Here is a 23,049-nt window from a genome sequence, read left to right as displayed (position 1 = left end):
CGTTGATTATTACTCTTACTGGGTTTTCCCGCTGGGTACAGCAACTGGATATGCCGCCGGTGAAGCAGTTGACGAACCATCAACTAGCCCATCCAGATGGCAACCTTACGCTACTCGGAACCGAGCGTTAAGCGAAAGAACGAGAGGACGTGGTTGCTGATTCAGCATTGATGTTTGAGGGTAAAGTAACCAAGCAATTCTTGCTTAAAGACCTAAGATTGGTGTTAGGGGAAAAATCGGTGTTTTCTAATGTAGCTGTTGATGTTTTATTGGGTAGGGAGTATGAAACCGGAAACAAGTCGTCACGGGCTGACTGGTTTCCCGCTAGTATCGACAGAGGCGCGATTGAAGTGAGGACCAGAATCTTTGTTAAACTCGAAAAGGACGGTACCATTACCATCGAAACCCCACGTAGGCTAAGAACATTCTCGGGAAGTTAGTTAACTAAAAGCAAGCAACCCACTATAAAATCATGGCCACATTCGCTATCTTTGTCAAAAAAAGCGCCATGCCCAAACGTAAACACCTCGTTGCACCTTCCGTTTTATCCGCAGACTTTGCCCATCTTTATGATGACATTGCGATGGTCAACCAAAGTGAGGCAGATTGGTTTCACATCGACATTATGGATGGTGTGTTTGTGCCCAATATTTCGTTTGGATTCCCGGTACTCGCTTCCATTGCGCATTACGCCAAGAAGCCACTTGATGTGCACCTCATGATTGTAGATCCCGATCGGTACGTCAAACAGTTCCAGGCCATGGGCGCTGATAACATCACCGTACATGTTGAAGCGTGTACGCACCTGAACCGTACCGTACAGTCCATCCGCGAGCTGGGATGTACGGCGGGCGTTGCCATCAATCCCGCAACGCCGGTGTCGCACCTGCATGAAATCGTGGAAGACGTCGACGTTATTTTACTGATGTCGGTCAATCCAGGGTTTGGTGGCCAGAAGTTCATTGATTCGACCTACCGTAAAATCAGGGAATTGCGCGAAATGGCCGCTGGCCGAAACGACAACTTGCTTATCGAGGTAGATGGCGGGGTGAGCAGCCACAATGCGCTTGCCCTCCTCAAGGCCGGTGCTGACGTGCTGGTGGCCGGCAATTCGGTTTTTTCCGACAAAAACCCGGCACACGCCATCGCCGAGCTGAAACGGGTAACGCCGGATTTGATTTCCGTCTGATGTTGCTGAATGTTGGTTACTGCAACAATACCGCTGAAATTGTTTAGAACATTTCCAAATTGGTAGGCCGCGCTACCAGCCCTCGCGAAGCGATCTTTTTTTCGTAAATTCGCAGCAATTAAGGAATTAGGGTGCCTGATCACCCGTTATTGATTTCTTATGTTTCTTTTAATAACTGTTTTTTATAGGATAGATGGCATTTGATATTGACATGATTAAAAAGGTCTATGCCCAGTACGGTGAGCGGATTGCCGCAGCCCGTAAGGTGGTGAATAGGCCATTGACATTGACTGAGAAAATTTTATACACCCACCTATGGGATGGAAATGCAGCGCAGGCGTATGAGCGCGGCGCTTCGTATGTGGATTTTGCACCCGATCGGGTGGCCATGCAGGATGCTACCGCACAGATGGCCCTATTGCAGTTCATGCAGGCAGGGCGCGCACGGGTGGCCGTACCGTCTACGGTACACTGCGACCACCTCATCCGTGCCAAAGAAGGCGCTGAGAAAGATTTGGCTGTAGCTACTACGGAAAGCAGGGAGGTGTTTGATTTCCTAGCATCCGTATCAAACAAATACGGCATTGGGTTCTGGAAACCCGGTGCGGGCATCATCCACCAGGTGGTATTGGAGAATTATGCATTTCCCGGTGGCATGATGATCGGCACCGATTCGCATACCGTTAATGCGGGTGGCTTGGGCATGCTCGCCATCGGCGTGGGTGGCGCGGATGCCTGCGATGTGATGGCCGGATTGCCCTGGGAACTCAAATTCCCTAAATTGATCGGGGTGAAGCTGACCGGTAAACTTAATGGCTGGACAGCACCCAAGGACGTGATCCTAAAGGTGGCCGGTATCCTTACCGTGAAGGGCGGTACGGGGTGCATCGTGGAGTATTTCGGCGAAGGTGCCCAGTCGATGTCGTGTACCGGCAAAGGGACCATCTGTAATATGGGCGCGGAAATCGGTGCCACCACATCAACCTTCGGTTATGACGAGTCGATGGAACGTTACCTGCGGGCAACCAACCGCGCGGATGTTGCGGATGCGGCTAATGCCGTGAAGGAGCACCTTACAGCAGATGCCGAAGTATATGCCGATCCGGAACGCTATTTCGATCAGGTTATCGAGATCAACCTGTCCGAATTGGAGCCGCACCTGAATGGCCCATTCACACCCGACTTGGCGACGCCGGTATCAAAGATGAAAGAAGAAGCCGCAAAAAATGGCTGGCCATTGAAGGTGGAGTGGGGTCTCATCGGGTCTTGCACCAACTCCTCATACGAAGACCTCTCGCGCGCGGCATCCATTGCTAAACAAGCGGTAGACAAGGGATTGGCCACAAAAGCCGAATTCGGTATCAATCCGGGCTCGGAGCAGGTGCGCTATACCGCTGAGCGGGATGGCCTGTTAGACACGTTTACCGATCTGGATGCAACGATATTCACCAATGCGTGTGGCCCGTGTATCGGAATGTGGGCGCGTGTGGGTGCGGAAAAGGCCGAAAAAAATACGATTGTACATTCGTTCAACCGTAATTTTGCAAAACGTGCCGATGGAAACCCCAATACATACGCGTTCGTGGCGTCACCTGAATTGGTCGCCGCCATTGCGATTTCCGGTGACCTGTCGTTTAATCCAATCACGGACACGTTGGTAAATAGCCAAGGGGAAGCGGTTAAACTAGACCCGCCGGTGGGCGATGAACTTCCGCAGAAAGGATTTGATGTGGAAGATCCCGGCTATCAGGCGCCGGCAGCGGATGGCAGCAGTGTTGTCGTGGCGGTTTCGCCAACGTCGGACCGCTTGCAGTTGCTCGATCCGTTCCCGGCATGGGAAGGGACCGACCTTACGGGCCTGAAATTGCTCATCAAAGCGAAAGGCAAGTGTACCACAGACCACATTTCCATGGCAGGCCCTTGGCTTAAATACCGTGGGCACCTCGATAACATTTCAAATAACCTGCTTATCGGGGCGGTCAACTTTTTCAACGAACAAACGGATTCCGTAAAGAATCAACTGACGGGCGAATACGGCCCTGTTCCGGCCACCCAACGGAGCTATAAAGCCGCGGGAATAGGAACAATCGTGGTGGGCGATGAGAACTACGGTGAGGGGTCATCGCGGGAACACGCGGCCATGGAACCGCGCCACCTCGGCGTTCGCGCGGTGTTGGTCAAGTCTTTCGCACGTATTCACGAGACGAACCTGAAGAAACAGGGGATGCTGGCATTGACGTTTGCCGACAAAGCAGATTACGATAAGATCCGCGAAGATGATGCGTTTGATATCGTTGGCCTCACGGCATTTGCGCCTGATACGCCGTTGACCGTGGTTGCCCATCACGTGGATGGCACCGTAGACCACATCCAAGTCAACCACAGCTATAACGCCCAGCAGATCGGCTGGTTTAAAGCCGGTGGGGCACTGAATATCATCCGCCAGGGCGAGGCCATGGCATAAGCAAAAGCTAACTAAACTAAACGAAAAGCCGTCTCCGGAATATTGCCGGGACGGCTTTTTTAAATGATTGTAAAAACACCCAAGTTTTGCTAAGTTTGTTGTTTTAGCGCATGCCGGTATTGAATTTAAACAAAACACAACGACGGAAACTGAGCATTTTTGCAAAATGTGTCATCTTTTCTTTTCTCGCTTGGGCGTTGTTTGCCGTATCGAGCAATTACGTTTATACCATCAAAGCGAGCATGCAGTATGTAAATGCGCCAGACAATAGGGCCTTCCACCCGCTGCAGTCTGATACGGTAAATGTACGTTTGGAGGCGAACGGTTGGCAGTTGCTGTTTTCAAGCTTCCAGTCGACAGCCGAAGTGATCCAGGTGGATCTTAGTGGTCTTCGTAGCCGAAACTGGGTGGTCTTTGCCAATCAACTGGGGTTTATTAACCGGCAGTTCCCGGCCAACAAGCGTGTGATTTCAGTATCACCGGACACCTTGTATTTCGATTTTTCCAAGCAGACCGAGCGCAAAGTGCCGGTGAAAGCGTTGCATCGCCTACAGTTCCAAAAGCAATACGATATTATCGATGAACTGCGTGTGTCGCCCGAATTCGTTACGATTACCGGTCCACTGGACGACGTCGTCCAGATTGAACAATGGGAAACCGATACCATCCGGGCGTCAAACGTGAATGGAGACCTGCACACGGTTGTCCACTTAAAACATAATCAGCGCGCCAATATCAGTGTATATCCCACAGCCGTGGAAGTGGATATACCGGTAGGAGAGGTCACCGAGAAAATATTGGAAGTGCCTTTGAAGGTAGAAAACGGGAACCAGTTCAGTTCCGTGAAGTTGCTTCCGGGCAAGGTAAGGCTTACCGTAATGGTGTCCTTGAGGGATTTCACGAAGGTGACCGCAGGTGCGTTTGAAGCGGTGGTCAACATGGATGATTGGGTGGAGGACGATATCAAGAACCTACCGGTCATCATTACGAAAAAGCCCGAGTACTGTAAAATGATAAGGGTGGAGCCCCAGAATATCGATTTTTTTGTCCGTAGGTAACGGTTTTAATTAGCATAGTATGCCACCAATAAAAGTAGGGGTTACCGGCGGAATCGGTAGCGGGAAATCTGTTATTTGCAAGATATTCCACACCTTGGGGATACCGGTCTTTGATGCAGACCGTGAAGCAAAACGGCTGATGGCTACCGATGCGGAGCTTATTGCAGCCATACGCGCAGAATTTGGTGACGAGGCCTACCATGGCGACGGTACGCTGAACCGCGGTTACCTGGCTAGTCAGGTATTCAACGATGCGGAGCGGTTAGCGGTATTGAATGGGCTGGTCCACCCGGTGGCCATACAGGCGGGGGAAGTGTGGGCAAACAACCAAGATGCGCCATATAGCATTAAGGAAGCGGCATTGCTGTTTGAAAGTGGCTCGTTCAAATTAAATGATTATACGATTCTGGTTACTGCGCCGGAGGCAACACGGATAGCACGGGTGGTACAGCGTGATGGGGTTACCCCCCAAGAGGTACGCTTGCGCATGCAACGGCAGTGGCCGGATGAGCAAAAGGCAAAACTCGCTGATTTTACGATTGTAAACGATGGTAGCCAACCGGTTATACCGCAGGTATTAGCGCTCGACCGTTTTTTCCGCTCAAAGCAATCGTAATGGAGGATATTGCGCCTGATTTCCTTGTTCAACGTGCAGAAGGCTATTACTGCAAGTACGGCGACTTTTTCATTGACCCGATGTTGCCTGTACGGCGCGCGGTAGTGACCCATGCCCATGCCGACCATGCGAGTCGCGGACAAGATACTGTTTTCTGTACGCTACCCACGGCGAGCTTCATCCGGTACCGCTACCGCCAGCAGGCTGCCCGCAACTTCGTGGAGGTTCCCTATCAGCAGCCGTTTTTCATGGGGGATGTGACACTTCGTTTCATACCCGCCGGCCACATGTTGGGGTCGGCCCAGGTGGAGATGGTTTATCGAGGCATCACCTATTTATTTACCGGCGATTATAAACTACAGGCCGATGATACCTGCGAACCGCTCGAAATCGTGCAAGCGGATGTGTTGATTACGGAAAGTACATTCGCCGATCCAAAGATATCGCATCCCGACCCGATTGCGGAGATATCGAAGATAAACGATATCCCCCACCATATCCTGATTGGCACGTACGTATTGGGAAAGGCCCAACGGCTTACCTCACTGCTGAATAAGCATTGCCCCGACAGGCGGGTGTTGGTTCACCACGGCGTTTTGCCCTTCCACCGATTGTATGGTTCGCTGGGGACCTCTCATTTGCGGTACGAGCCTTACGATAGGCGATTACTGACAAATGGTACCGGCCATCATGTTTATCTGGTCCCGCCACTGGCATTCAATAGTTATGTTCGAGCTACGCCTTTCATCCGGATGTTTGCATCGGGTTGGGAGCGCTTGCAGCGCCAGAATGACCTACCGTTATACATTTCCGACCATGTGGATTGGAACGACATTTTGCGTTACATCGCGGCGGTAAAGCCACGTGAAATCTGGACCGTTCATGGAGAGGGTAGGCATCTGGTAAATTATTTTGCAGGCGAGGTCCCCGTACGGCGGATATTGGCATGCTAATGCCGAGGGTTCGCTAAGTCAAATGTCCCATCTGCGGGTCTGTAAAACCTGTTTTCCCTGTTTCCACCCGCCCGGCATATTTCCACGAAGTCGCGGGGTTTGACACTACAGTAACCGTCAAATCATACCAGTTATGGCTGTCCACAAGCGGTAAAACGATTGTTTCAGTGCCACCTACGCCCAATGCTTGGACCAAGGCAGGCCTATTGTACGCATTGTCTTTTATATGAACGGTTGTGGGGGCATTGCTGCGGTTTGTCAGTGCCAGGGATACATTTCCCGTAGGCCGGCCGTTGACCGTATGATAACGTAGTTCCACGGCGAGATCGGGAACGCCAGGACCATTGAAGTGGCGATAGAAGCCATTGGGGCCATTTATTTTAATATCATAGCCATTCGTGCCGATCTCGAAGTCATCGGTAAGCCGGTCGCCGGCAACTACGGCATACGAGCGGATATTGGGGCCGTGATACACAGTGAACGGTATCCCGGCACTTTGCACTCCGAAAAATGCGTTTCCTGCCGCGAGGCTTAGCGTTACCCCGTTGCCATTGGCTATTAGATCGGCATATGGTTCATAAGGTATCGCTGATGCAGGTTTGATTCCCGGTTCTTGTTGCGGCATATCGGATAAATTCCAAGGACGGGCCTTTGCACCGGACAACTCATACGCTCCTAGATTACGGAAGCTGTTGGGGACATCACGGAACTGGGCCTGATGGATACCAGTCAGGTAAGCGTCCCGTTGGATAAACGGTAAGTTCCCCGCGTCATCCCGTTTGTCTGCCGGTAGAAACGCAGCGGTTAGGTTTCCGCATATGGTCCGCCGCCACGCACTGATGTTTTCTTCTCGAATGTTTGCCTTGAACTTTTGATTGACGAAGGTTTCCAGAAATTGTAATGTGGAGGTGTGATTGAATACTTGCGAACAGACATGCCCCCCCGTTGTCCATGGCGACGCGATGATCAGGGGTACACGGTAGCCCAGGCCCATGGCAGCGCCACGGGCATCGTTCTTTTTCTTCCCTTCCGCTAGCTCCTGCTCAAGCGACGTATATTCGATACGCGGATCGATGCCCTGGGAGCATTTGCCGCTGTTTTTCTTAGTTGGATTTGGCGGTATGAATGGCGGGATGTGGTCAAAGTAGCCATCGTTCTCGTCATACGTCATGATTAAGATGGTCTTTTTCCATACTTCTGGATTCTTGGTTAAGGTGTCCATGATCTCCGATACATACCAAGAGCCATACCACGGTGCGGTGGGATGGTCGGAATATTTTTCGGCGGGCACCATCCACGATACGGTCGGCAAAGTTCCGGCCGCGACGTCTTTCCGAAAGGCATGTAAGATATCTCCTTTCGGTACGGTGAGTTCCCGCTTATTTCCGGCTTCGTCGGTATATGTTAAGACATCCAGGCTATGAAAGTCCGGGTCTTCTTGGTTGGTCGTAAAGGCTTTTTGGAAGAGGTTCTTTTCAGTTTCATTGAGCTTGTCGAAATTTTCCGCGGCCCACAGCCTTACTTCTTGCTGCGCTTTTGCGAGGGCATCTGTTTTATTCTCCAGTGCTTTTTGGGCTTTGCTGTGGGCGTCATCTCCCGGTTGGAGTTTGGCTAGCTGTTTTCGGAGCTCGTTGATTTCCTCCGGAAGCTCGTGTAATTGGCGTCGGAAGCCGGTTAGGTAGCGCGAGGTGAATTGTACGTGATATCGCTCAAACCGCTCCAGCGGATTGCACCCGAAATTGGCTAACCAGGAGCGCTCATCGCCTACGAAGCCTCCGCCGCAGGTCACGTCATTTTGGTAAATCCGCCAGCTGACGCCCGCGTCTTCAAGGCGTTCGGGGAATGTTTTCCAACGGCCCTGTCCCAAACCGAGGTCGTTCCGTATCCACCATTTGCTGTTGGGTGTCTGTTCTTCCCTTATCGTGCCGGTCCAAAAAAAGAACCGGTTGGGCCAGGTACTCGTCATGCCCGAGCAGAAATTCTGATCACAGACGGTGAAGGCCTCGGCAAGCGCATAATTAAAAGGAATATCCGCACGATTGTAGTAACCCATGGTAAGGGGGATATCTCCCAATGTGCCGCCACGTTTTTTCGCTTCGATCCAGTTGTCGTGGCGGCCATCGTTAAAGGCGTCTACTTGGCTAGCCCTTGAATGTGGCACCGCACCCATCCAAGTGGCTTTTGTGTCCCGCAGGTTGAGGCGGAAAGGGGCGTATGTGTTGCCCTTCCGGTCGGATTGGAACCATACCGGATTGCCATTTGGCAGCGATACGTACCGGGGGTCGTTGAACCCGCGTACGCCCTTCAGTGTCCCCAGCGCATGGTCGAACGAACGGTTTTCCTGCATCAGGATGACAATATGTTCCGCATCCAAGAAGGTGCTTCCGGGGATGGGGGGGATGGCTAACGCACGTTGGATGGCGGGTGGGATACCGGTTGCCACGCCCGTTGCGCCCGCGAGTACGGTTAATTTTTTTAAGAAATCCCTTCGGTTTTCCATCAATCATTCTCCTTTTGATACTGACTAGTCATTCGCACGTTCCACGCGGTCCATGTGCGTACATGGAGGGGCAATACGCGCATTGCTGCTGCTACACACCCAATACCAGGTACAATCCCGCTGCTAAGGCAGCGCCTAATAGGGGGCCAACCACGGGAACCCATGCGTAAGATGCGTTGAACCCGGCTTTATCCCGTATGGGTAGCACCGCATGGATGATACGGGGGCCCAGGTCACGCGCTGGATTGATCGCATAGCCGGTGGTGCCCCCCAATGCCAAACCGATAACCCATACTAAAAAGGCAACAGGGATGGCGCCGATAGACCCCAATCCGATGGGGGTGACCTGATCGGTGCTCAGTTCGGCATCTGTAAAGTAAAAGATCGTAAACAGGAGCACGAATGTGCCGACCACTTCGCTGAGGAGATTCACCGGTAAATTACGAATAGCGGGCGCGGTGCAAAAAACCGCTTGTTTCGCTCCGGCATCGTCCGTTGCCTTAAAATGGTCCTGATACATTAACCATACCACGAAAGCCCCGATCATAGCGCCAATGAACTGGGCCACGACAAACAACAGTGCATCCACAGTGTCGACTGCTCCGGTCATCCACATGGCTAACGTGACTGCCGGATTGAGGTGTGCCCCGCTGTAAGGCCCGGCAATCACTACACCTACGAAAACGCCAAGTGCCCATGCGGTTGTAATCACGATCCAACCGCTATTGTTGCCCTTCGTGCCTTTCAATACGACGTTGGCTACCACACCGCCCCCTAAGAGGATAAGGAACCCGGTGCCGATGATCTCTGCAATAAATGGTGTCATAAATTAGTCGTTAGTAATTAGTTATTCGTGGCTAATCGGTTAACACGTGCTTACGATTATTTAAATGTTTTCGCCGTCTCCACAGCACGGTGCCAGCCGCGGATGGCCGATTCGGAATCGTACGCGCTATCGGCATCGAATGTCCGGTCAACCTGCCATTGATCTTGGATATTGTCGGTATTTTCCCAAAGCCCCACAGCAAGCCCGGCTAAGTAGGCAGCTCCAAGTGCTGTGGTCTCTGTAATTTTTGGCCGTACAACTTTTGCTTGGAGGATATCGGATTGAAATTGGAGGAGTAGGTTATTCGCCGTAGCCCCGCCATCTACGCGCAACTCCTTGATTTCGGTCTGTGCATCGGCTTCCATGGCCCGGAGGATATCTACCGTTTGGAAGGCAATGCCCTCCAATGCGGCACGTGCGATATGGGAAGCGTTGCTGCCACGGGTAAGCCCAACGATGGTTCCGCGGGCATAGGGATCCCAGTGGGGGGCACCCAGTCCGGCAAATGCCGGCACCAGGTAAACACCGTCGGTGTCTTTGACTTTTGCCGCCAGCTCTTCCACATCGGCCGAATTCCGAATAATGCCCAGCCCATCCCGCAGCCACTGCACGATTGCCCCACCAATGAATATGCTGCCTTCAAGCGCGTAATGAACCGTGTCCCCCAGTTTCCAGGCAATGGTGGTAACCAGGTTGTTTTTGGATAACAGTGGCTTTTCGCCGATGTTCATCAGCATGAAACACCCGGTGCCATAGGTGTTTTTAACCATGCCCGGTTGGGTGCACAGTTGACCGAATAGCGCGGCGTGCTGGTCGCCTGCGATACCGGCAATTGGGATTCTTGCCGCTAGTATGTTTGCGGCGGTCTCCCCATAGACTTCCGATGAGCTTCTGACATCGGGCAACAGGCTACGGGGTATTTCGAAGAGCGCCAATAGCTCGTCATCCCAGTTGAGTGTATTGATGTTGTAGAGCATGGTACGCGAGGCGTTGGTGGCATCGGTGATATGCTTTTCCCCTCCCGTGAGGTTCCATACCAACCATGAATCTACCGTACCGAATGCCAATTCGCCGTTTTCGGCTTTCTCACGTGCACCGTCTACGTTGTCTAATATCCAGTTTATTTTACTGGCCGAAAAATAGGCATCGATGAGCAGACCTGTTTTTTCACGGATCATCTCGGTATGGCCTTGGTCCTTCAGCTTATCGCAGTAACTGGCTGTCCGTCGGTCCTGCCATACAATCGCCGGGTGTATCGGCCGGCCGGTGACACGATCCCAGATTACCGCCGTTTCCCGTTGGTTGGTAATGCCTATTGCGGCGATGGAGGCAGCTTTTAATCCGGCCTTGGCCACGGCTTCCGTGGCGACGGAGAGCTGGCTCGACCATATTTCCTGTGCGTCGTGTTCCACCCATCCCGATTGGGGGTAATATTGCTTGAATTCCTTTTGAGCTAATGCAATAATTTGTCCTCCTTGATCGAAAATAATGGCACGTGAGCTCGTTGTCCCTTGGTCTAATGCTAAAATATATGAATTCATACGTTTTTCAATTTATTGATTGTCGGATTATCTCGCCTTGTCCCAGGCTATCTATTCCTTGCATTTTTGCTTCGAGTGTGGTACATAGCTGGATTTATAGGGTTCATAACTATTGCAAGCGATGTCAAAGCTAAAAAATGTTTGATTCAAAACAAATTGAATATAAAGAAAGTCGAAGATTACTTGTTTTGCCATCAAATGAAACCAAATGAAAGTAACTACAGCGAATCGGATTTTATCCAATTGTTAAAGTGCCACGCCCACGCCCAGCGAGAAAACCCGATTTTTGATATTGTCTGACCATTTGTAAGTAGCCCCGGCTACATTCGCCAAGCCTAGTCGGTAGTTGGCGTTTAACGAAGCTCTTTTCCCTAACTTAAAGCCTGCCAAGAAATTGACGCCGTAGTCCACGGTTTTCAATGCGTTATCGTCATAAATGATTACTGCTGTTGCCGAACCGCCATCCGTATAGCTATTTGTGCCGTTCATGGCAAACCCGATATAGGGGCCTGCCCCTGCAAATACGTTACCTATGCTCCCTACAGGTACTTTACTCAATAAATTGACCGGGAAATCGAGCCATATGGTTTTTTGAATGACCGTACCGCTGCCTAACCAATCGGCTTCAACCAATTTGCCTCCTTTCCCTTGCAGGGAAACTTCAGGATGGAGATATAATCCCGAAGCAATGCGGGTGTCTAAGTATCCGGCCAAATAGAAACTCACGAAGGATTTCGTGTCGGAAAGCGCGTCCGAATCGGCATAGCTGTACGTCGGAAAATTAACGCCCGCTTTCAGGCCGAACTCCGTTTGCCCCTGAACCCCGGCGGCAACTAATATCGAGGCACCTATTAATAATCGTGTTTTGTTTACCATGTTGAAAACCGATTCATTCCGTCAGTATCACCAGCTGTGTAGGTACCACGGCATTTACTTCATTACGGTAACCAGAATGTCGTCTAAAAATATACGGTTTTTGTTTATCGGTGCACCTGTAGCAGCACGTAGGTCATAGTCTCCGCCCAGGAACCAGATTTGGGTTTCGGCGGTAGCCCCGGTAATGGTGAACGTACGTGTCGTTTCATCGGCCTTCCAGATTTCAGTGCAGTTCGGGTCAGCGGTGTAGTTCGGCCAGTTGTCAATGGTAAACTCCGCCTCATCGACCGTGCCGGGACCGGTGACGCCAACCTTGAGGGACGTATCGTCTCTTGCTCCTCCAGCGGTTTGGTAAGGAACCGCTTTAAATGATACCCGTAGGTTCTGAGTGCCTTGCACTGCCGACAGTTTAGGGCTGAGGATATCGGATCCGTAGTTCGTTTTTCCTAATTTTACAAAACCTTGGCGGGCATATGTCGACGGGATATTATCTGCGGATGGTTTATGCCAGCTCCATCCTTTTTCTTTTTCGGTGCTGCTCCAATTATCTATTCTCGTTTCACCACCGGTGGTATAGAAAATTTCACTTCCGTAACCCAGCCAGCTGAAATCTTCGTAAAGGATGACCTCCATTCCTTCCTGATTGACTTCAAACACACCGGGAACTTGTTCCCCGTCCAAATAGAAGATCAGGCCTGCGGTTCGCGCGTCCGGTGTTGCGTTTATATCGACATTAACGGTTATACCCTGGTCGTAACGTCCCTGCATTGGCTCAATGTTCAGCCAGTCCACGCCTTCCGGTATTTCTATCTTCCAATCTCCGGTCGACCGGATTGCGTACCGGCCGTAAAGTCCCTCTTCAGGGACTTCCAGATTTGGCAGCCCATCCAGGTTTACATAAGACTCGCCATTTCCGTTGTTCTGACCGCGTGCCGCTTGGTCAATCCGCAATACGGTATTTTGTATGCTGCCGTCCACCACGAACGTCAACACCGATTGACGGGCTTCCAACGTTGTATTTCGGGCTACAGTCACGGTAAATGTTCCTTCTCCATTCCCTTCCGTAGGTTCGATCTTCACCCACCGTTCGTTGCGCAAAGGCTCAACCTTCCACGCCCCGGCAGTCTGTACGGTAAACGTCTGTGATTCACCTTGTGACGGGACCGTCATACCCGCGGGGTTGTCTTTCAGTGCAAAATGCGTACGATCTACATTTTCTTTCTTACAGGAAGAAAAAAACACGACTAAACCCAGACATAATACGCCCAAAAGCGCTATCGAAGCCTTTCTAAGATCGGTGTAATAAGTTGTTTTCATTGTTATGATTTTAAGATAATCAGTTCAGTTCCGGCTTGTATAAAGACGCGGGTAACGTGGTCTCCTTTCTTATGGTGTATTCATCATGTTTCCAGATCAAAAATAACCGAAGCCGTACGCTACCTGACTTGCAACTCAACCCGTTCTTTCATCACCTTAGTGTTGCCATCGATGGTATACTCATAAGACAACAGGAATACGTTTGTTCTTCTCCCGAAAGCCTCTTCGACCCTAAACACATTCGGATAAGAGGGATCGTTGTTTAACTGGATGACCTGTATATCGCCATACGGTTTGATCGACACCCTGCTGTCTTCGTCCACCTCAAGTATGACGGCTGTTTTTCCAATGGCCACTTCCGTCGACTCAAAGGTTTCATTGCCTGCAATCATCCGGACACTGTTGTAGGTGAGCGGAAAGAGCTGTTTGTTTGCCGCGGTTGCCATTTCGTTTACCAGTCCGGTCATGGTATACGTGGAATTTTCTGCCTGGGAAGCATAGTCGTTCTTAATGAGTACCTGATAAAGCATCGTGTTTTTCTTCGGGTTGAGCTCAACACCCGATACCTCGGTCGCTCTTAATCCGATAAAATAGGTCGAGTCGGGCGATAGGCCATTTGGGCGTAACTTAATCATGGTCCGCCCCGTGCGCTCGCCCGCATTAATCTGGATTTTATCATCTGTAATCTCGTACTTATCCTCGGGCAACAGCTTGGCATACAGCCGTTCATCCGCGTCATAAAGCGACCAGTTGTATTCGGCTAGCGGTTCCGGGTCTTCGACCAACCCAATAACCAAGTCCTTATCGGGAGCATGCGTGCCCCCGGTAGAAGCGGCGATATACCCGATGATCTCTTCTTCGCCGGTCAGGTGAACGACTTCCTGGAACGTGTTGTGATAGTCGCTGCTGATCAACGCGACTTCATTCTTATACATTTCCTTTTCGAACACGGCGTCGTCGTTGCAAGATGCGAGCACCGTGGTCAGTGCGAGCATGGTTATATAACGTTGTTTCATTTGTTTCCTTCTTTTATCGGTTTATCCTAATTGTAGCCCGGATTTTGATCGAGAGAAGGCAACCTTCTCTTTTCGGCCCGGGGTATAGGCAGCCACACAAGTTTCTTGTCAACGACCCGCGTGAGGAACGAAGAGGTTCCCGGTATGGTGCGTACATAATAAGTTTCTTTAGTAGCACCATCGGGGTTCATTCCGCGTATCGGTTCCCGTTCTGTTTCCTCATAGATGCCCCAGCGGCGCACGTCATAGAAACGTCTGTTCTCCCACAGAAACTCGACCATGCGTTCGCGTTCGATTTGTTGTTGGACTACCGTTGCACTGGCGAGCTGACTGTCGGATAGGCCGGGGAGTCCCGCACGATAACGTACTTGGTTGAAAGCACTTTTGATCTCTTCGACATTACGGCTTACGCTGTATGACTGACCACTCAATTGTACGGTGTGGCTGCCGGTAAGGTTGTTGAGTGCCTCTGCATACGATAATAGGATTTCTGCATATCGGATGATGGGGTAGGCTTTTGGGATGTGCCGGGCACCCGTACCGGCAAAAGCGTCATAAGGGTGGTTGAATTTCTTGATGACGTAACCTGTAATCGGGTAATTGGGAGATACGGCACTTACCCCGCCGCGGCCATCGAGATCCTGGTAGTAATACTTGGCGGTATGCATATTGATCGTGGTACTGGACAGCGCCTGCCATACCGCCTCATTGAATCCGACAGATGCGTAGAACCGCATCTCGCGGTTGGCATACATTTTAAATATACCGGCATTGAGCGGATAACCGGAGAACGATGTCGATTGTTCCGTGAAAAGGTCATTAAACGTTCCGCCGGCAGGAAGGTCGCCTACAACCTCAAAATAGGTGTCGCCGCGGGCTTCCTCCTTGGTGCGGCCATCGGCCATCAGGTAGGCATCGACCACTTTCTGTGTGACACAGAAACGTCCCCAGCCATTTAAAGACGGCGGCATGGAGCCTTTGCTGATAAATTCCGCAATGTACCCCGTGTTTCGGCCCCAGATGAGCTCCGGATTGATGGCAGCCACGGCTTCGCCGGTGAAGATATCCGAATAGGACCTAAACGCATCGATGCCCTGGGCACCATTGGGGTAGGTGGCGTAGAAATTCGGATCCGAGGTGACTCCGGCGGGCAGGGCGGGAGTTCTGTCATCTGCCGGTACGGCATGTAGCCTATACCGTCCAAGATCCATCACCCGCTTGGCAGCAGCTGCGGCCACTGCCCAGCGGCTTTCGTCGTATTGCTGGGATACATAGTGCGCACCGTCCGTAACGCGTTTCCATTCGCCATAGTAAGAACTCGCTACCGGCCCGCCATTGAATAGCGGACTGGCGTGTATGAGCCTTAACCGGGCAATGAGTGCCAGCGCGGCCCCTTTAGTAGGGCGTCCGAAATCCAGGATGCCAACTTCTTCCGGAAGCAGCTCTGCCGCCTTTTCAAATTCTCCACAAGTATAGTCCATGGCTTCATCGTAGGTCGCCCGCGGACGGTCGTAGTATTCGAGGGATTCGTTCGTGCTTACGACTTCATCGCCCAACAGGATTGGCGGGCCGAAATCGACCAATATGTTGTAGTAGGCGTAAGCACGTATAAAACGCGTATACCCTTCGATCCGCAGCCGGTCCATACTGGTCAGGTCCCTCGGAACGTCGATGTTTTCCAGGATGAGGTTACATTTCCGGATGATCTTGTAGTATCTGCCCCATTGATTGAGGTTGCCGTACACCGCGTCAGTGGCGGTGGCATTGGAGCCGTAAAAATCCGGGGTGATATTCCCGGTAACGAAATCCATCCCGTAATACACATTGGCAGACCCACCACCGGTAAGCCCATTGAACCCTTCATCAGTAGCCATCGGCCCCGGCGTGTACCCGTACCGGACGGTATTCGATTCGTCCGGAAACATGGCGGCCGCTCCCCACATATAGGCTTCGATGTACCGGGCGTTGGCAAATGCGGAGTCGATGTTAAATTCATCGTCGAAATAGTTGTCGATATTCAGGTAATCCTTACAGGATGTCGCCATGACAACCAGTTGGAGGACCATGGCTGCTCTCGCTATTCTTTTTATAATTGTCGACGTTTTCATGTCATTGATTTATGTCTGTGTTACTAAAGATTAAGGTATACCTGCACCGAATACGTAGAAGGTATTGGGTACTCCCGGCCATTATCAGCGGCCTGCTCTGGGTCAAAGATTTTCACTTGATCCCATATATAGAGGTTAGTGCCCACGAATTGCAGATCCATGGACGAGATGCCTATCGATTGGAGGAACCTGGGGTTAACATGGTAGTTTAGCGTAACCTCCTGAAGGCGCAGGTATCGTGAATTGCCCTGCCAGAATGTCGATCGTTGGCTGTTGTTGCTGTTATTGCCATATTGCAGGCGCGGGAACTTGGCATTGGGGTTTTCAGCTAAAGCGAGGTCAATGCCATTTTCTAGGGCGTATTCGCGGGGAATCCAGCGGTTTGAAGGATTAGCAACCATGGTGAGTACATTGCCATCGCTCCCCTGGTAGAAGGGCATAAAACCCATTCCGTTGTAGAAAAACGAGGTTTTTCCAGTACCCCTGAACAACACCCCTAGTGTCAGATTTTTGTAGCGGAACTCACCACCCATACCATACATGAGCAGCGGGTAGGTGCTATGGGTCAGTGGCACCATATCCAGGTTATTGATCACACCGTCTCCGTTTACATCCTTGTATTTGATATCGCCGGGCATGACCGTTCCGAATGTTTGCCTGGGGCTGTATTTGATGTCGTCTTCATCTTTAAACAATCCGAGAGCTTGGTAGCCGCGGATCGCATTGTGCGGGAAGCCGTTGAACGCTAAGTAGGGATATTCCATGTAGGCTTGTTCCCAATTCTGTACCTCGTTTTTGGAGTAGGTGAAATTGCCCCGCACCGTGATGCCGAAGTCGGGTGTAATTTGTGTGGCGTAGCTGATGTTTCCATCGGCCCCGTAACTTTTCATCTTACCCACATTGGCAAAGGGGTTGGATACAACGCCCACGAATTCGGGCACTTGCACCCGTTGCTGGAAAATGCCATTACGCTGATCTTGGAAAAAGTCGACGACAAAATCGATTTTATTGTCCAGGAGCCTGCCTTCTATCCCCAAATTGGATTTGATGGCCCTTTCCCATGCGAGGTTATCCGCCCCAATGCGCGTTTCATGGATGGTTTCGATACGGGGGATGCCCCATATATTGCTTGTACCTTCATCAACTTTGGTCAGGTAAGGGAAGCGGACGTCATCGATGATACGGTCGTTACCCACCGTACCGTAAGATGCCCTGATCTTGAAATAATTGAGCCAAGGTGCCGTTTCCTCCATAAACTTATAGCTCGTCGGCACCCAACCGATCGCCACCGACGGGAAGAAGCCATACTGCCTGCCGGGCTGGAAGTTTTCAGAACCGGTGTATCCAAAGTTTACATCCAACAAGTAGGTGTCACGATAACCATACGTGAACCGGCTGGATACGCCTTGATAGCGCAGTGGGATCGATTCCAGGTTGCTGGTGGCGTCTTTGGAGTCTTTGGCATCGCTGATGTAATAGTAGAGTAATGCGGATGTACGGTGGTCTTCCCCGAATTGCTGATCGTAATTGATCACCGATTCCAAAAAATACTTGCGGTACTGCCGGGTGGATCTGGTGTATGATGCACTTTTCTCCTGCACCCTTTCCATCATGATGAGCGACCCGTCATAATTTCTCCCCGTAGCCTCATAAAGGGCCGGCTGTACAGACCGTCGCTCTTCAAAATAACTGTGTACGTCGTAAGCACCCTGTATACGGAATTTGAGCCCATCCAGCAGGCTGGAGAGATCCTGGTTCAGGGCGAGGGTCGACTTGCCTTTGAACACTTGGTCGGAGGCTTGGCCCGTGCGGTTGATCATCACGTAAGGTGACGATCCATCGCCCGTTCCGCGGCCAGGCAGCATGCCGTTGGAATATTGTGTGGGAATGGCCACCGGGGTGAGCCGGGCCTGTGCGCCCCATATATAGTCGGTATTGGCCATGCCGGGCTGGTCGAGCTTGGATAAAAACCCATCCGATCCCAGGTAAACTTTGGTGCTTTTGGTGAGATTGATATCCAGGTTGATCCGGTAATTGTAGGTGTTGAACCCGACATTCGAGCTGTACGGACTGCTTTTATCTACCTTGTAAGCCGCCGTTTCGTTGTTGCCGCCCAAGCTCAGGAAATAACGGGCCACCTCACTGCCTCCGCGTCCGCTTGCGTAATAGCTCTGGCGCCAGAAGTGGTTGTTGAGAATTTCGTTTTGCCAGCTCACGTCCGGATACATATCTGGATCCAGACCATCCCGGATGATGCCCATCTCGGTTTCGTTGTAGAGCGGCGATTCACCCCGTACGACGCTGGCCTCATTGGCCAATTGGGCATAGTCGTACGCGCGCAGGTATTGCGGCAGGCGGTTGAGCCGTGAGAGGGTGGTATTGGCTCGCGCGGTGATCTGTATCCGATCTACTTGCCCTCTTTTGGTCGTGACCAACACCACGCCATTAGCTCCCCGGACCCCGTATACCGCTGTGGCTGACGCGTCTTTCAGGATGGAAAAACTTTCAACGTCTGCTGGGTCTATGGTATTGAGGTCGCCTTCCAGGCCATCGATGAGTACCAGGGCACTGCTATTGGCCCCGAACGTGCCGATACCGCGCACCCAGAATTCAGCGAGGTTCTTTCCCGGTTCGCCACTGGTTTGCATGGAGATAACACCAGCTGCCCGGCCACCGAGGAGGTTGGTGATGGACGGAGCCGGCGTTTGTAGGTCCTTGACATCGACAGTGGTGATGGCGCCGACGGAACTGATTTTCCGTTGTGCTGCTCCCAGGCCTACCACGACGACCTCGTCGAGGGCCTCACTCTTTTCGGAAAGCATAATCATCAGATTACTGGTCGATTCGACAGACACATGCTCATAGGGTTCGTAGCCCACAGAAGTGAAGACCAACCGGTCCCCATACACCACGTTCATGGTGAACTTTCCATTGGCATCGCTTGCGGTGCCAGCATCAGCTTTGTCCTTGATATAAATCGATACGCTGGATAGCGGTTCTCCGGCTTGATTAACAACGGTACCCGTAATCGTTAACGCTTCCCCTTGCTGGGCAAGTGCGGCGGTGAACGGCAGGTACAGCGATAGTACGCACAGAATATGAATAATCTTCATTGGTAATTGCTTTAATTATTCGATAACTAGTTTACGGATACGGGCATTGCCCCAGTCGGCGATGTAAATATCCCCTTGCTCATTGACGGCCACCCCCCAGGGTCGGTAGAACTGCGATTCTATCGGTCCGCCGTCCCGGTAGCCCGACGTTCCGGGTTGCCCTGCTACTGTGGTGACGATGCCGTCGGCTGATAACATGCGGATGCAGTGGTTGTCGTAGTCTGCAATGAACATGTTTCCATCGTTGTCGAACTTGATGTCTTTCGGGTAGTTGAATATAGCTTCTTCAACCGGCCCGTCGCGGAAGCCGCTACCACCGGGCGCATTGATCCGTTTGAATCCGCCCGTGCCATTCGGATCTCGGAGATCCAACACCATGATGCCTTGTCTGAATTCAACGGGGGAGGCGTTGGAATGGAGTGTGATATAGAGTTCCCAAGGCTTTGCCGGGTTAATCGCCTGTCCATATTGCGACCCATAGGGCCCTTGGTGTACAATGGTCGCTTCGTAGGTATCAGGGTGTATCTTAGCTACCTTGCCATCACGGAAACGGGTATAGAGATACCCGTCGTACGGGCAGAAAGAGACGAAGTTGGCATACCGATCGGCCCACACAATGGAATTATACTCCGCGTCGGAGAACAGGGCGTTACGTTGGCGTGGATTCCAGGCGGCTCTCGGATCGAAGGAGAAAAACACTTCTGGAACGGACTCGTGGGAAACGGTTACCACACCTGTGCTGCGGTCTACCGTTATGCCATTGGAATAAGGATTAGCGCCGGATGATCCCACGAATTGATACAATGCGGTCACGATATTTTGCTGTTCATTGATCCGGGCAACACCGAACGAACCGCCGTCCCGCCAGGTCATGAATATATTGCCTTCGGCGTCCAGTTCGAGGTACTTGCCATAAACCTGGGCCGTGGCGAGCGGCCCCTCCTGGAAGGTCGTTTCCCCGTTACCCGTCACGGTAGTGACCTGTGCCTGGGCGGTATAGGTGAATGTTTCGGCGTAAGTGGCCGACTTTTCCCCAATAACTACCTTTATTACAGGGTTTTCGCCTGGAAGTCGGGGCACGATGGCATAAATCCGATTGCCGCTTGAGGAAACCACGGCTGCCTTGGTATTGTTGAAAAACACTTCGATTTTACTGGCATCGCTTCCGAAGTTATCGCCATCCAGCAAGACTTTGTCGCGCGCACCGCCTTCTTGTGGGGAAAAAGACGTCAACGTAATCGGCACATTCGGATTGTGTTCCACGCGATTGATTTCTCCTTCATCTTTGCATGCAAACAAGAGAGATAGGATGGATATCATACACGTCAGTGAATAGTAACGTTTCATTGCATAATCATTTTTGAATTTTCCAAGTGGTTTTTATTTGCCGCAAGTTTCGAACTCTATTGTTTATTTTTGGTTAACGGCAGATCACGATAATGTGAAATCGATTAAAGCGGATGTGATATTTCTTTCATAACATATAGGTTTAATTTTAATTGAGCACGTTTTTATTGCCTGTTTTTAGTTTTTATAACGGTTACTAATTAGCGTAAGTGCAAATTAATGAAATTAAAATGAGAAGTAAAAGAAATAAAGTGAAATAAATTTAAAGTATTTGATTTAAAATCGAATCTATTAGAAACCGTGAAGCAGTATCTGTCGAAGGCTAACGTATCGAGCCAAAATAATAGGTGCTGGATAAGAATGTGGCAAATTGTGTGTTAATGTTAGTTTTTGGGTGTTTGGTTGGTTTGGTGTAGCACTTTTATACAGCAAGTGATTGCTGTATTTTTAATTTTTTCATGTTGGCTTATTTGGTATCGTTCTCTTTCATTTGGGGTGTCGGTTGTTTTATCAGGTAGGCCATGGCGACCTCATGGTACCGGGCCAATTGATTGATAACCCAATTCGCGTCCTTGTCTAATTCGATGGCCATTGTTTCCGCCACTTTTGGGGCCATCTCAATGGATGCTTGTGCGTTAACAAAGAGTATCCTTAATCGGCGGGCCAATACGTCTTCCACCGTGAGTGCCATTTCATGCCTGGTCATCCAGACGACCTCCGCAACGATGTGTTCGAAGTCGTTATGGAGCTTTTCCTGCCATGCGTTGTTGCTGTCCGCCAGCAGCCTGATCCTTGGTGCGTCGCTGCCGTAAGTTGACCAGTGGCCGGAATAATGCTGTTCGGTGTGGCCATGGATTTTTGTTGTTTTGGTGCGGCAAGCCAACGGCGGAAGCCCGGCGATTTCAATGGCTTTATTCACGGTTTCTTCAGCCATTTTCCGATAGGTTGTCCATTTGCCACCGGTTATGGTGACCAAACCTGATGGGCTGGTCATTAGTTTGTGATCGCGCGATATCTCCTTGGTGGAGTCGCTGTCATCAGCAGGGGCTGCGAGGGGACGAAGTCCTGCAAAGATACTTAAGATATCCTCTTTTTTCGGTGCTTTTGTGAGGTAGTTGGCCGCGGTATTCAATATGAAATCAACTTCGGCGTCCGTGGGAGTGGGTTCGAGCGAAGGATGTTCAACAGGAATGTCTGTTGTCCCTATCAGAAGGTGGCCGTGCCATGGTACTCCGAAAAGGACGCGGCCATCGCTGGTTTTTGGGATCATTAGCGCTTCGTCGCTTCCAAGGAATGAGTGGTCTAACACGATGTGGGTACCTTGGCTGGGTTTTACGATTGGTTTATGGTCACCTGTGTCCATCATGAGCACGTTGTCGACGAATACGCCGGTCGCATTTATAACAGCCTTGGCTCTTACTTCATGGGAGGTCCCTGTGTCTAAGTCTTCAAAACAGACGCCTGATATTTTTCCGTCGTCGGATTTTACCAAGCCGGTAACTCGGCAGTAGTTAATCATCGTTGCACCATGCGTGGCGGCGGTCTGTGCCAGGTTTATAGCCAACCGCGCATCATCAAATTGCCCATCGAAATAGCGAACTCCCCCCTTGAGGTCCCTGGGTTTTAGGTTCGGAAAGTTCTGCCGGATTTCCTCGCTGGTGACGGCCCTCGATTTGCCTATGCTGCGCCGCCCTGCCAACCAGTCGTAGAGCTTGAGGCCGATGAGGTATTTCAATTTGCTGAACAATGAATAACAGGGGATGATGAATGGTTGGATGCGAGTAACGTGTGGTGCATTTTTAAAAACAATCCCGCGCTCCCTTAGCGCGTCATATACTAGCTTGATATCGCCCATGGCGAGGTAGCGGACGCCGCCATGCACCAGCTTCGTGCTGCGGCTGGAGGTCCCTTTGGCGAAATCATGTTGTTCCAGCAGGGCCACTTTTAACCCTCTGGTGGTGGCATCAACGGCTATGCCCAACCCGGTGGCCCCGCCGCCTATGACCACAATATCGTATTGCGGGTTATCAGCGAGTTGTTTTAACGATGAAATTCGGTTTAAAAGTTGGAGCTGCATATTGCTAATTTCCCAATTCGTAACTAATCGAAACTTTTTTATACTTTA

General features: G+C 51.0%; 17 protein-coding genes. 7 read left to right on the top strand and 10 right to left on the bottom strand.

Annotated elements, in window-relative coordinates; genetic code table 11:
* Positions 1 to 2: 2 nt before the first annotated feature.
* The 7 genes from VNQ80_RS19775 (at position 3) to VNQ80_RS19745 (ending at position 6,280) form a co-directional block, all read left to right on the top strand.
* Entirely contained in the window at positions 3 to 131 is a 129-nt protein-coding gene (locus tag VNQ80_RS19775; RefSeq protein ID WP_325641959.1) for a hypothetical protein, read from the top strand.
* A gap of 18 nt (positions 132 to 149) precedes the next feature.
* A complete protein-coding gene (locus VNQ80_RS19770) occupies positions 150 to 440 on the top strand; it encodes a hypothetical protein (protein ID WP_325641957.1) in 291 nt (96 codons plus the stop codon).
* 68 nt (positions 441 to 508) lie between these two features.
* Complete coding sequence (gene rpe / locus VNQ80_RS19765) at positions 509 to 1,189, top strand: ribulose-phosphate 3-epimerase (protein WP_325641955.1); 681 nt, start codon at positions 509 to 511, stop codon at positions 1,187 to 1,189.
* Between the two features lie 193 nt (positions 1,190 to 1,382).
* On the top strand, positions 1,383 to 3,653 hold the full coding sequence (locus tag VNQ80_RS19760) for an aconitate hydratase (RefSeq protein WP_325641953.1): 2,271 nt from the start codon (positions 1,383 to 1,385) through the stop codon (positions 3,651 to 3,653).
* A 110-nt stretch (positions 3,654 to 3,763) separates the two neighbouring features.
* Positions 3,764 to 4,711, top strand: a complete 948-nt coding sequence (locus VNQ80_RS19755) for a hypothetical protein (protein WP_325641951.1) — start codon at positions 3,764 to 3,766, stop codon at positions 4,709 to 4,711.
* Positions 4,712 to 4,730: 19 nt separating this feature from the next.
* Entirely contained in the window at positions 4,731 to 5,327 is a 597-nt protein-coding gene (gene coaE / locus VNQ80_RS19750; protein WP_325641949.1) for a dephospho-CoA kinase, read from the top strand.
* Entirely contained in the window at positions 5,327 to 6,280 is a 954-nt protein-coding gene (locus VNQ80_RS19745) for an MBL fold metallo-hydrolase RNA specificity domain-containing protein (RefSeq protein WP_325641947.1), read from the top strand. The genes coaE and VNQ80_RS19745 overlap by 1 nt, the downstream gene beginning before the upstream one ends.
* Before the next feature lie 13 nt (positions 6,281 to 6,293).
* Here the strand turns inward: VNQ80_RS19745 and VNQ80_RS19740 are convergent, their stop codons facing one another.
* From VNQ80_RS19740 to VNQ80_RS19695, 10 genes are all read right to left on the bottom strand, one after another.
* Positions 6,294 to 8,780 carry a phosphocholine-specific phospholipase C gene (locus tag VNQ80_RS19740; protein ID WP_325641945.1) on the bottom strand — a complete coding sequence of 829 codons (2,487 nt, stop codon included), beginning with the start codon at positions 8,778 to 8,780 and terminating at the stop codon, positions 6,294 to 6,296.
* Positions 8,781 to 8,871: 91 nt separating this feature from the next.
* Positions 8,872 to 9,606 carry an MIP/aquaporin family protein gene (locus VNQ80_RS19735; protein ID WP_325641943.1) on the bottom strand — a complete coding sequence of 245 codons (735 nt, stop codon included), beginning with the start codon at positions 9,604 to 9,606 and terminating at the stop codon, positions 8,872 to 8,874.
* A gap of 56 nt (positions 9,607 to 9,662) precedes the next feature.
* On the bottom strand, positions 9,663 to 11,147 hold the full coding sequence (gene glpK, locus VNQ80_RS19730) for a glycerol kinase GlpK (RefSeq protein ID WP_325641941.1): 1,485 nt from the start codon (positions 11,145 to 11,147) through the stop codon (positions 9,663 to 9,665).
* A gap of 246 nt (positions 11,148 to 11,393) precedes the next feature.
* A complete protein-coding gene (locus tag VNQ80_RS19725; protein ID WP_325641939.1) occupies positions 11,394 to 12,023 on the bottom strand; it encodes an outer membrane beta-barrel protein in 630 nt (209 codons plus the stop codon).
* A gap of 54 nt (positions 12,024 to 12,077) precedes the next feature.
* The gene (locus VNQ80_RS19720; protein WP_325641937.1) at positions 12,078 to 13,340 is read right to left on the bottom strand and encodes a BACON domain-containing protein; all 1,263 of its coding nucleotides are present in this window, start codon (positions 13,338 to 13,340) and stop codon (positions 12,078 to 12,080) included.
* Positions 13,341 to 13,459: 119 nt separating this feature from the next.
* On the bottom strand, positions 13,460 to 14,356 hold the full coding sequence (locus tag VNQ80_RS19715) for a BT_3044 domain-containing protein (RefSeq protein WP_325641935.1): 897 nt from the start codon (positions 14,354 to 14,356) through the stop codon (positions 13,460 to 13,462).
* Between the two features lie 26 nt (positions 14,357 to 14,382).
* Positions 14,383 to 16,464, bottom strand: coding sequence for a RagB/SusD family nutrient uptake outer membrane protein (locus tag VNQ80_RS19710; protein ID WP_325641933.1), 2,082 nt, complete (start codon positions 16,462 to 16,464; stop codon positions 14,383 to 14,385).
* Positions 16,465 to 16,487: 23 nt separating this feature from the next.
* Entirely contained in the window at positions 16,488 to 19,577 is a 3,090-nt protein-coding gene (locus tag VNQ80_RS19705; protein WP_325641931.1) for a TonB-dependent receptor, read from the bottom strand.
* Between the two features lie 15 nt (positions 19,578 to 19,592).
* Positions 19,593 to 20,924: an IPT/TIG domain-containing protein gene (locus VNQ80_RS19700; protein WP_325641929.1), complete on the bottom strand. Its 1,332-nt coding sequence runs from the start codon at positions 20,922 to 20,924 to the stop codon at positions 19,593 to 19,595.
* A gap of 466 nt (positions 20,925 to 21,390) precedes the next feature.
* The gene (locus VNQ80_RS19695; protein ID WP_325641927.1) at positions 21,391 to 23,001 is read right to left on the bottom strand and encodes a glycerol-3-phosphate dehydrogenase/oxidase; all 1,611 of its coding nucleotides are present in this window, start codon (positions 22,999 to 23,001) and stop codon (positions 21,391 to 21,393) included.
* Positions 23,002 to 23,049: the final 48 nt, after the last annotated feature.

The sequence above is a fragment of the Parapedobacter sp. genome, assembly GCF_035556095.1.
In the GTDB taxonomy this organism is placed as follows: domain Bacteria; phylum Bacteroidota; class Bacteroidia; order Sphingobacteriales; family Sphingobacteriaceae; genus Parapedobacter.
This window is presented reverse-complemented; position numbering and strand designations above follow the sequence as displayed.

Excerpts from the sequence above, each read along its gene's own strand:
- rpe (WP_325641955.1), top strand. The coding sequence starts at position 509 with ATGCCCAAACGTAAACACCTCGTTGCACCTTCCGTTTTATCCGCAGAC.
- VNQ80_RS19760 (WP_325641953.1), top strand. The coding sequence starts at position 1,383 with ATGGCATTTGATATTGACATGATTAAAAAGGTCTATGCCCAGTACGGT.
- VNQ80_RS19755 (WP_325641951.1), top strand. The coding sequence starts at position 3,764 with ATGCCGGTATTGAATTTAAACAAAACACAACGACGGAAACTGAGCATT.
- coaE (WP_325641949.1), top strand. The coding sequence starts at position 4,731 with ATGCCACCAATAAAAGTAGGGGTTACCGGCGGAATCGGTAGCGGGAAA.
- VNQ80_RS19745 (WP_325641947.1), top strand. The coding sequence starts at position 5,327 with ATGGAGGATATTGCGCCTGATTTCCTTGTTCAACGTGCAGAAGGCTAT.
- VNQ80_RS19740 (WP_325641945.1), bottom strand. The coding sequence starts at position 8,780 with ATGGAAAACCGAAGGGATTTCTTAAAAAAATTAACCGTACTCGCGGGC.
- VNQ80_RS19735 (WP_325641943.1), bottom strand. The coding sequence starts at position 9,606 with ATGACACCATTTATTGCAGAGATCATCGGCACCGGGTTCCTTATCCTC.
- glpK (WP_325641941.1), bottom strand. The coding sequence starts at position 11,147 with ATGAATTCATATATTTTAGCATTAGACCAAGGGACAACGAGCTCACGT.
- VNQ80_RS19725 (WP_325641939.1), bottom strand. The coding sequence starts at position 12,023 with ATGGTAAACAAAACACGATTATTAATAGGTGCCTCGATATTAGTTGCC.
- VNQ80_RS19720 (WP_325641937.1), bottom strand. The coding sequence starts at position 13,340 with ATGAAAACAACTTATTACACCGATCTTAGAAAGGCTTCGATAGCGCTT.
- VNQ80_RS19715 (WP_325641935.1), bottom strand. The coding sequence starts at position 14,356 with ATGAAACAACGTTATATAACCATGCTCGCACTGACCACGGTGCTCGCA.
- VNQ80_RS19710 (WP_325641933.1), bottom strand. The coding sequence starts at position 16,464 with ATGAAAACGTCGACAATTATAAAAAGAATAGCGAGAGCAGCCATGGTC.
- VNQ80_RS19705 (WP_325641931.1), bottom strand. The coding sequence starts at position 19,577 with ATGAAGATTATTCATATTCTGTGCGTACTATCGCTGTACCTGCCGTTC.
- VNQ80_RS19700 (WP_325641929.1), bottom strand. The coding sequence starts at position 20,924 with ATGAAACGTTACTATTCACTGACGTGTATGATATCCATCCTATCTCTC.
- VNQ80_RS19695 (WP_325641927.1), bottom strand. The coding sequence starts at position 23,001 with ATGCAGCTCCAACTTTTAAACCGAATTTCATCGTTAAAACAACTCGCT.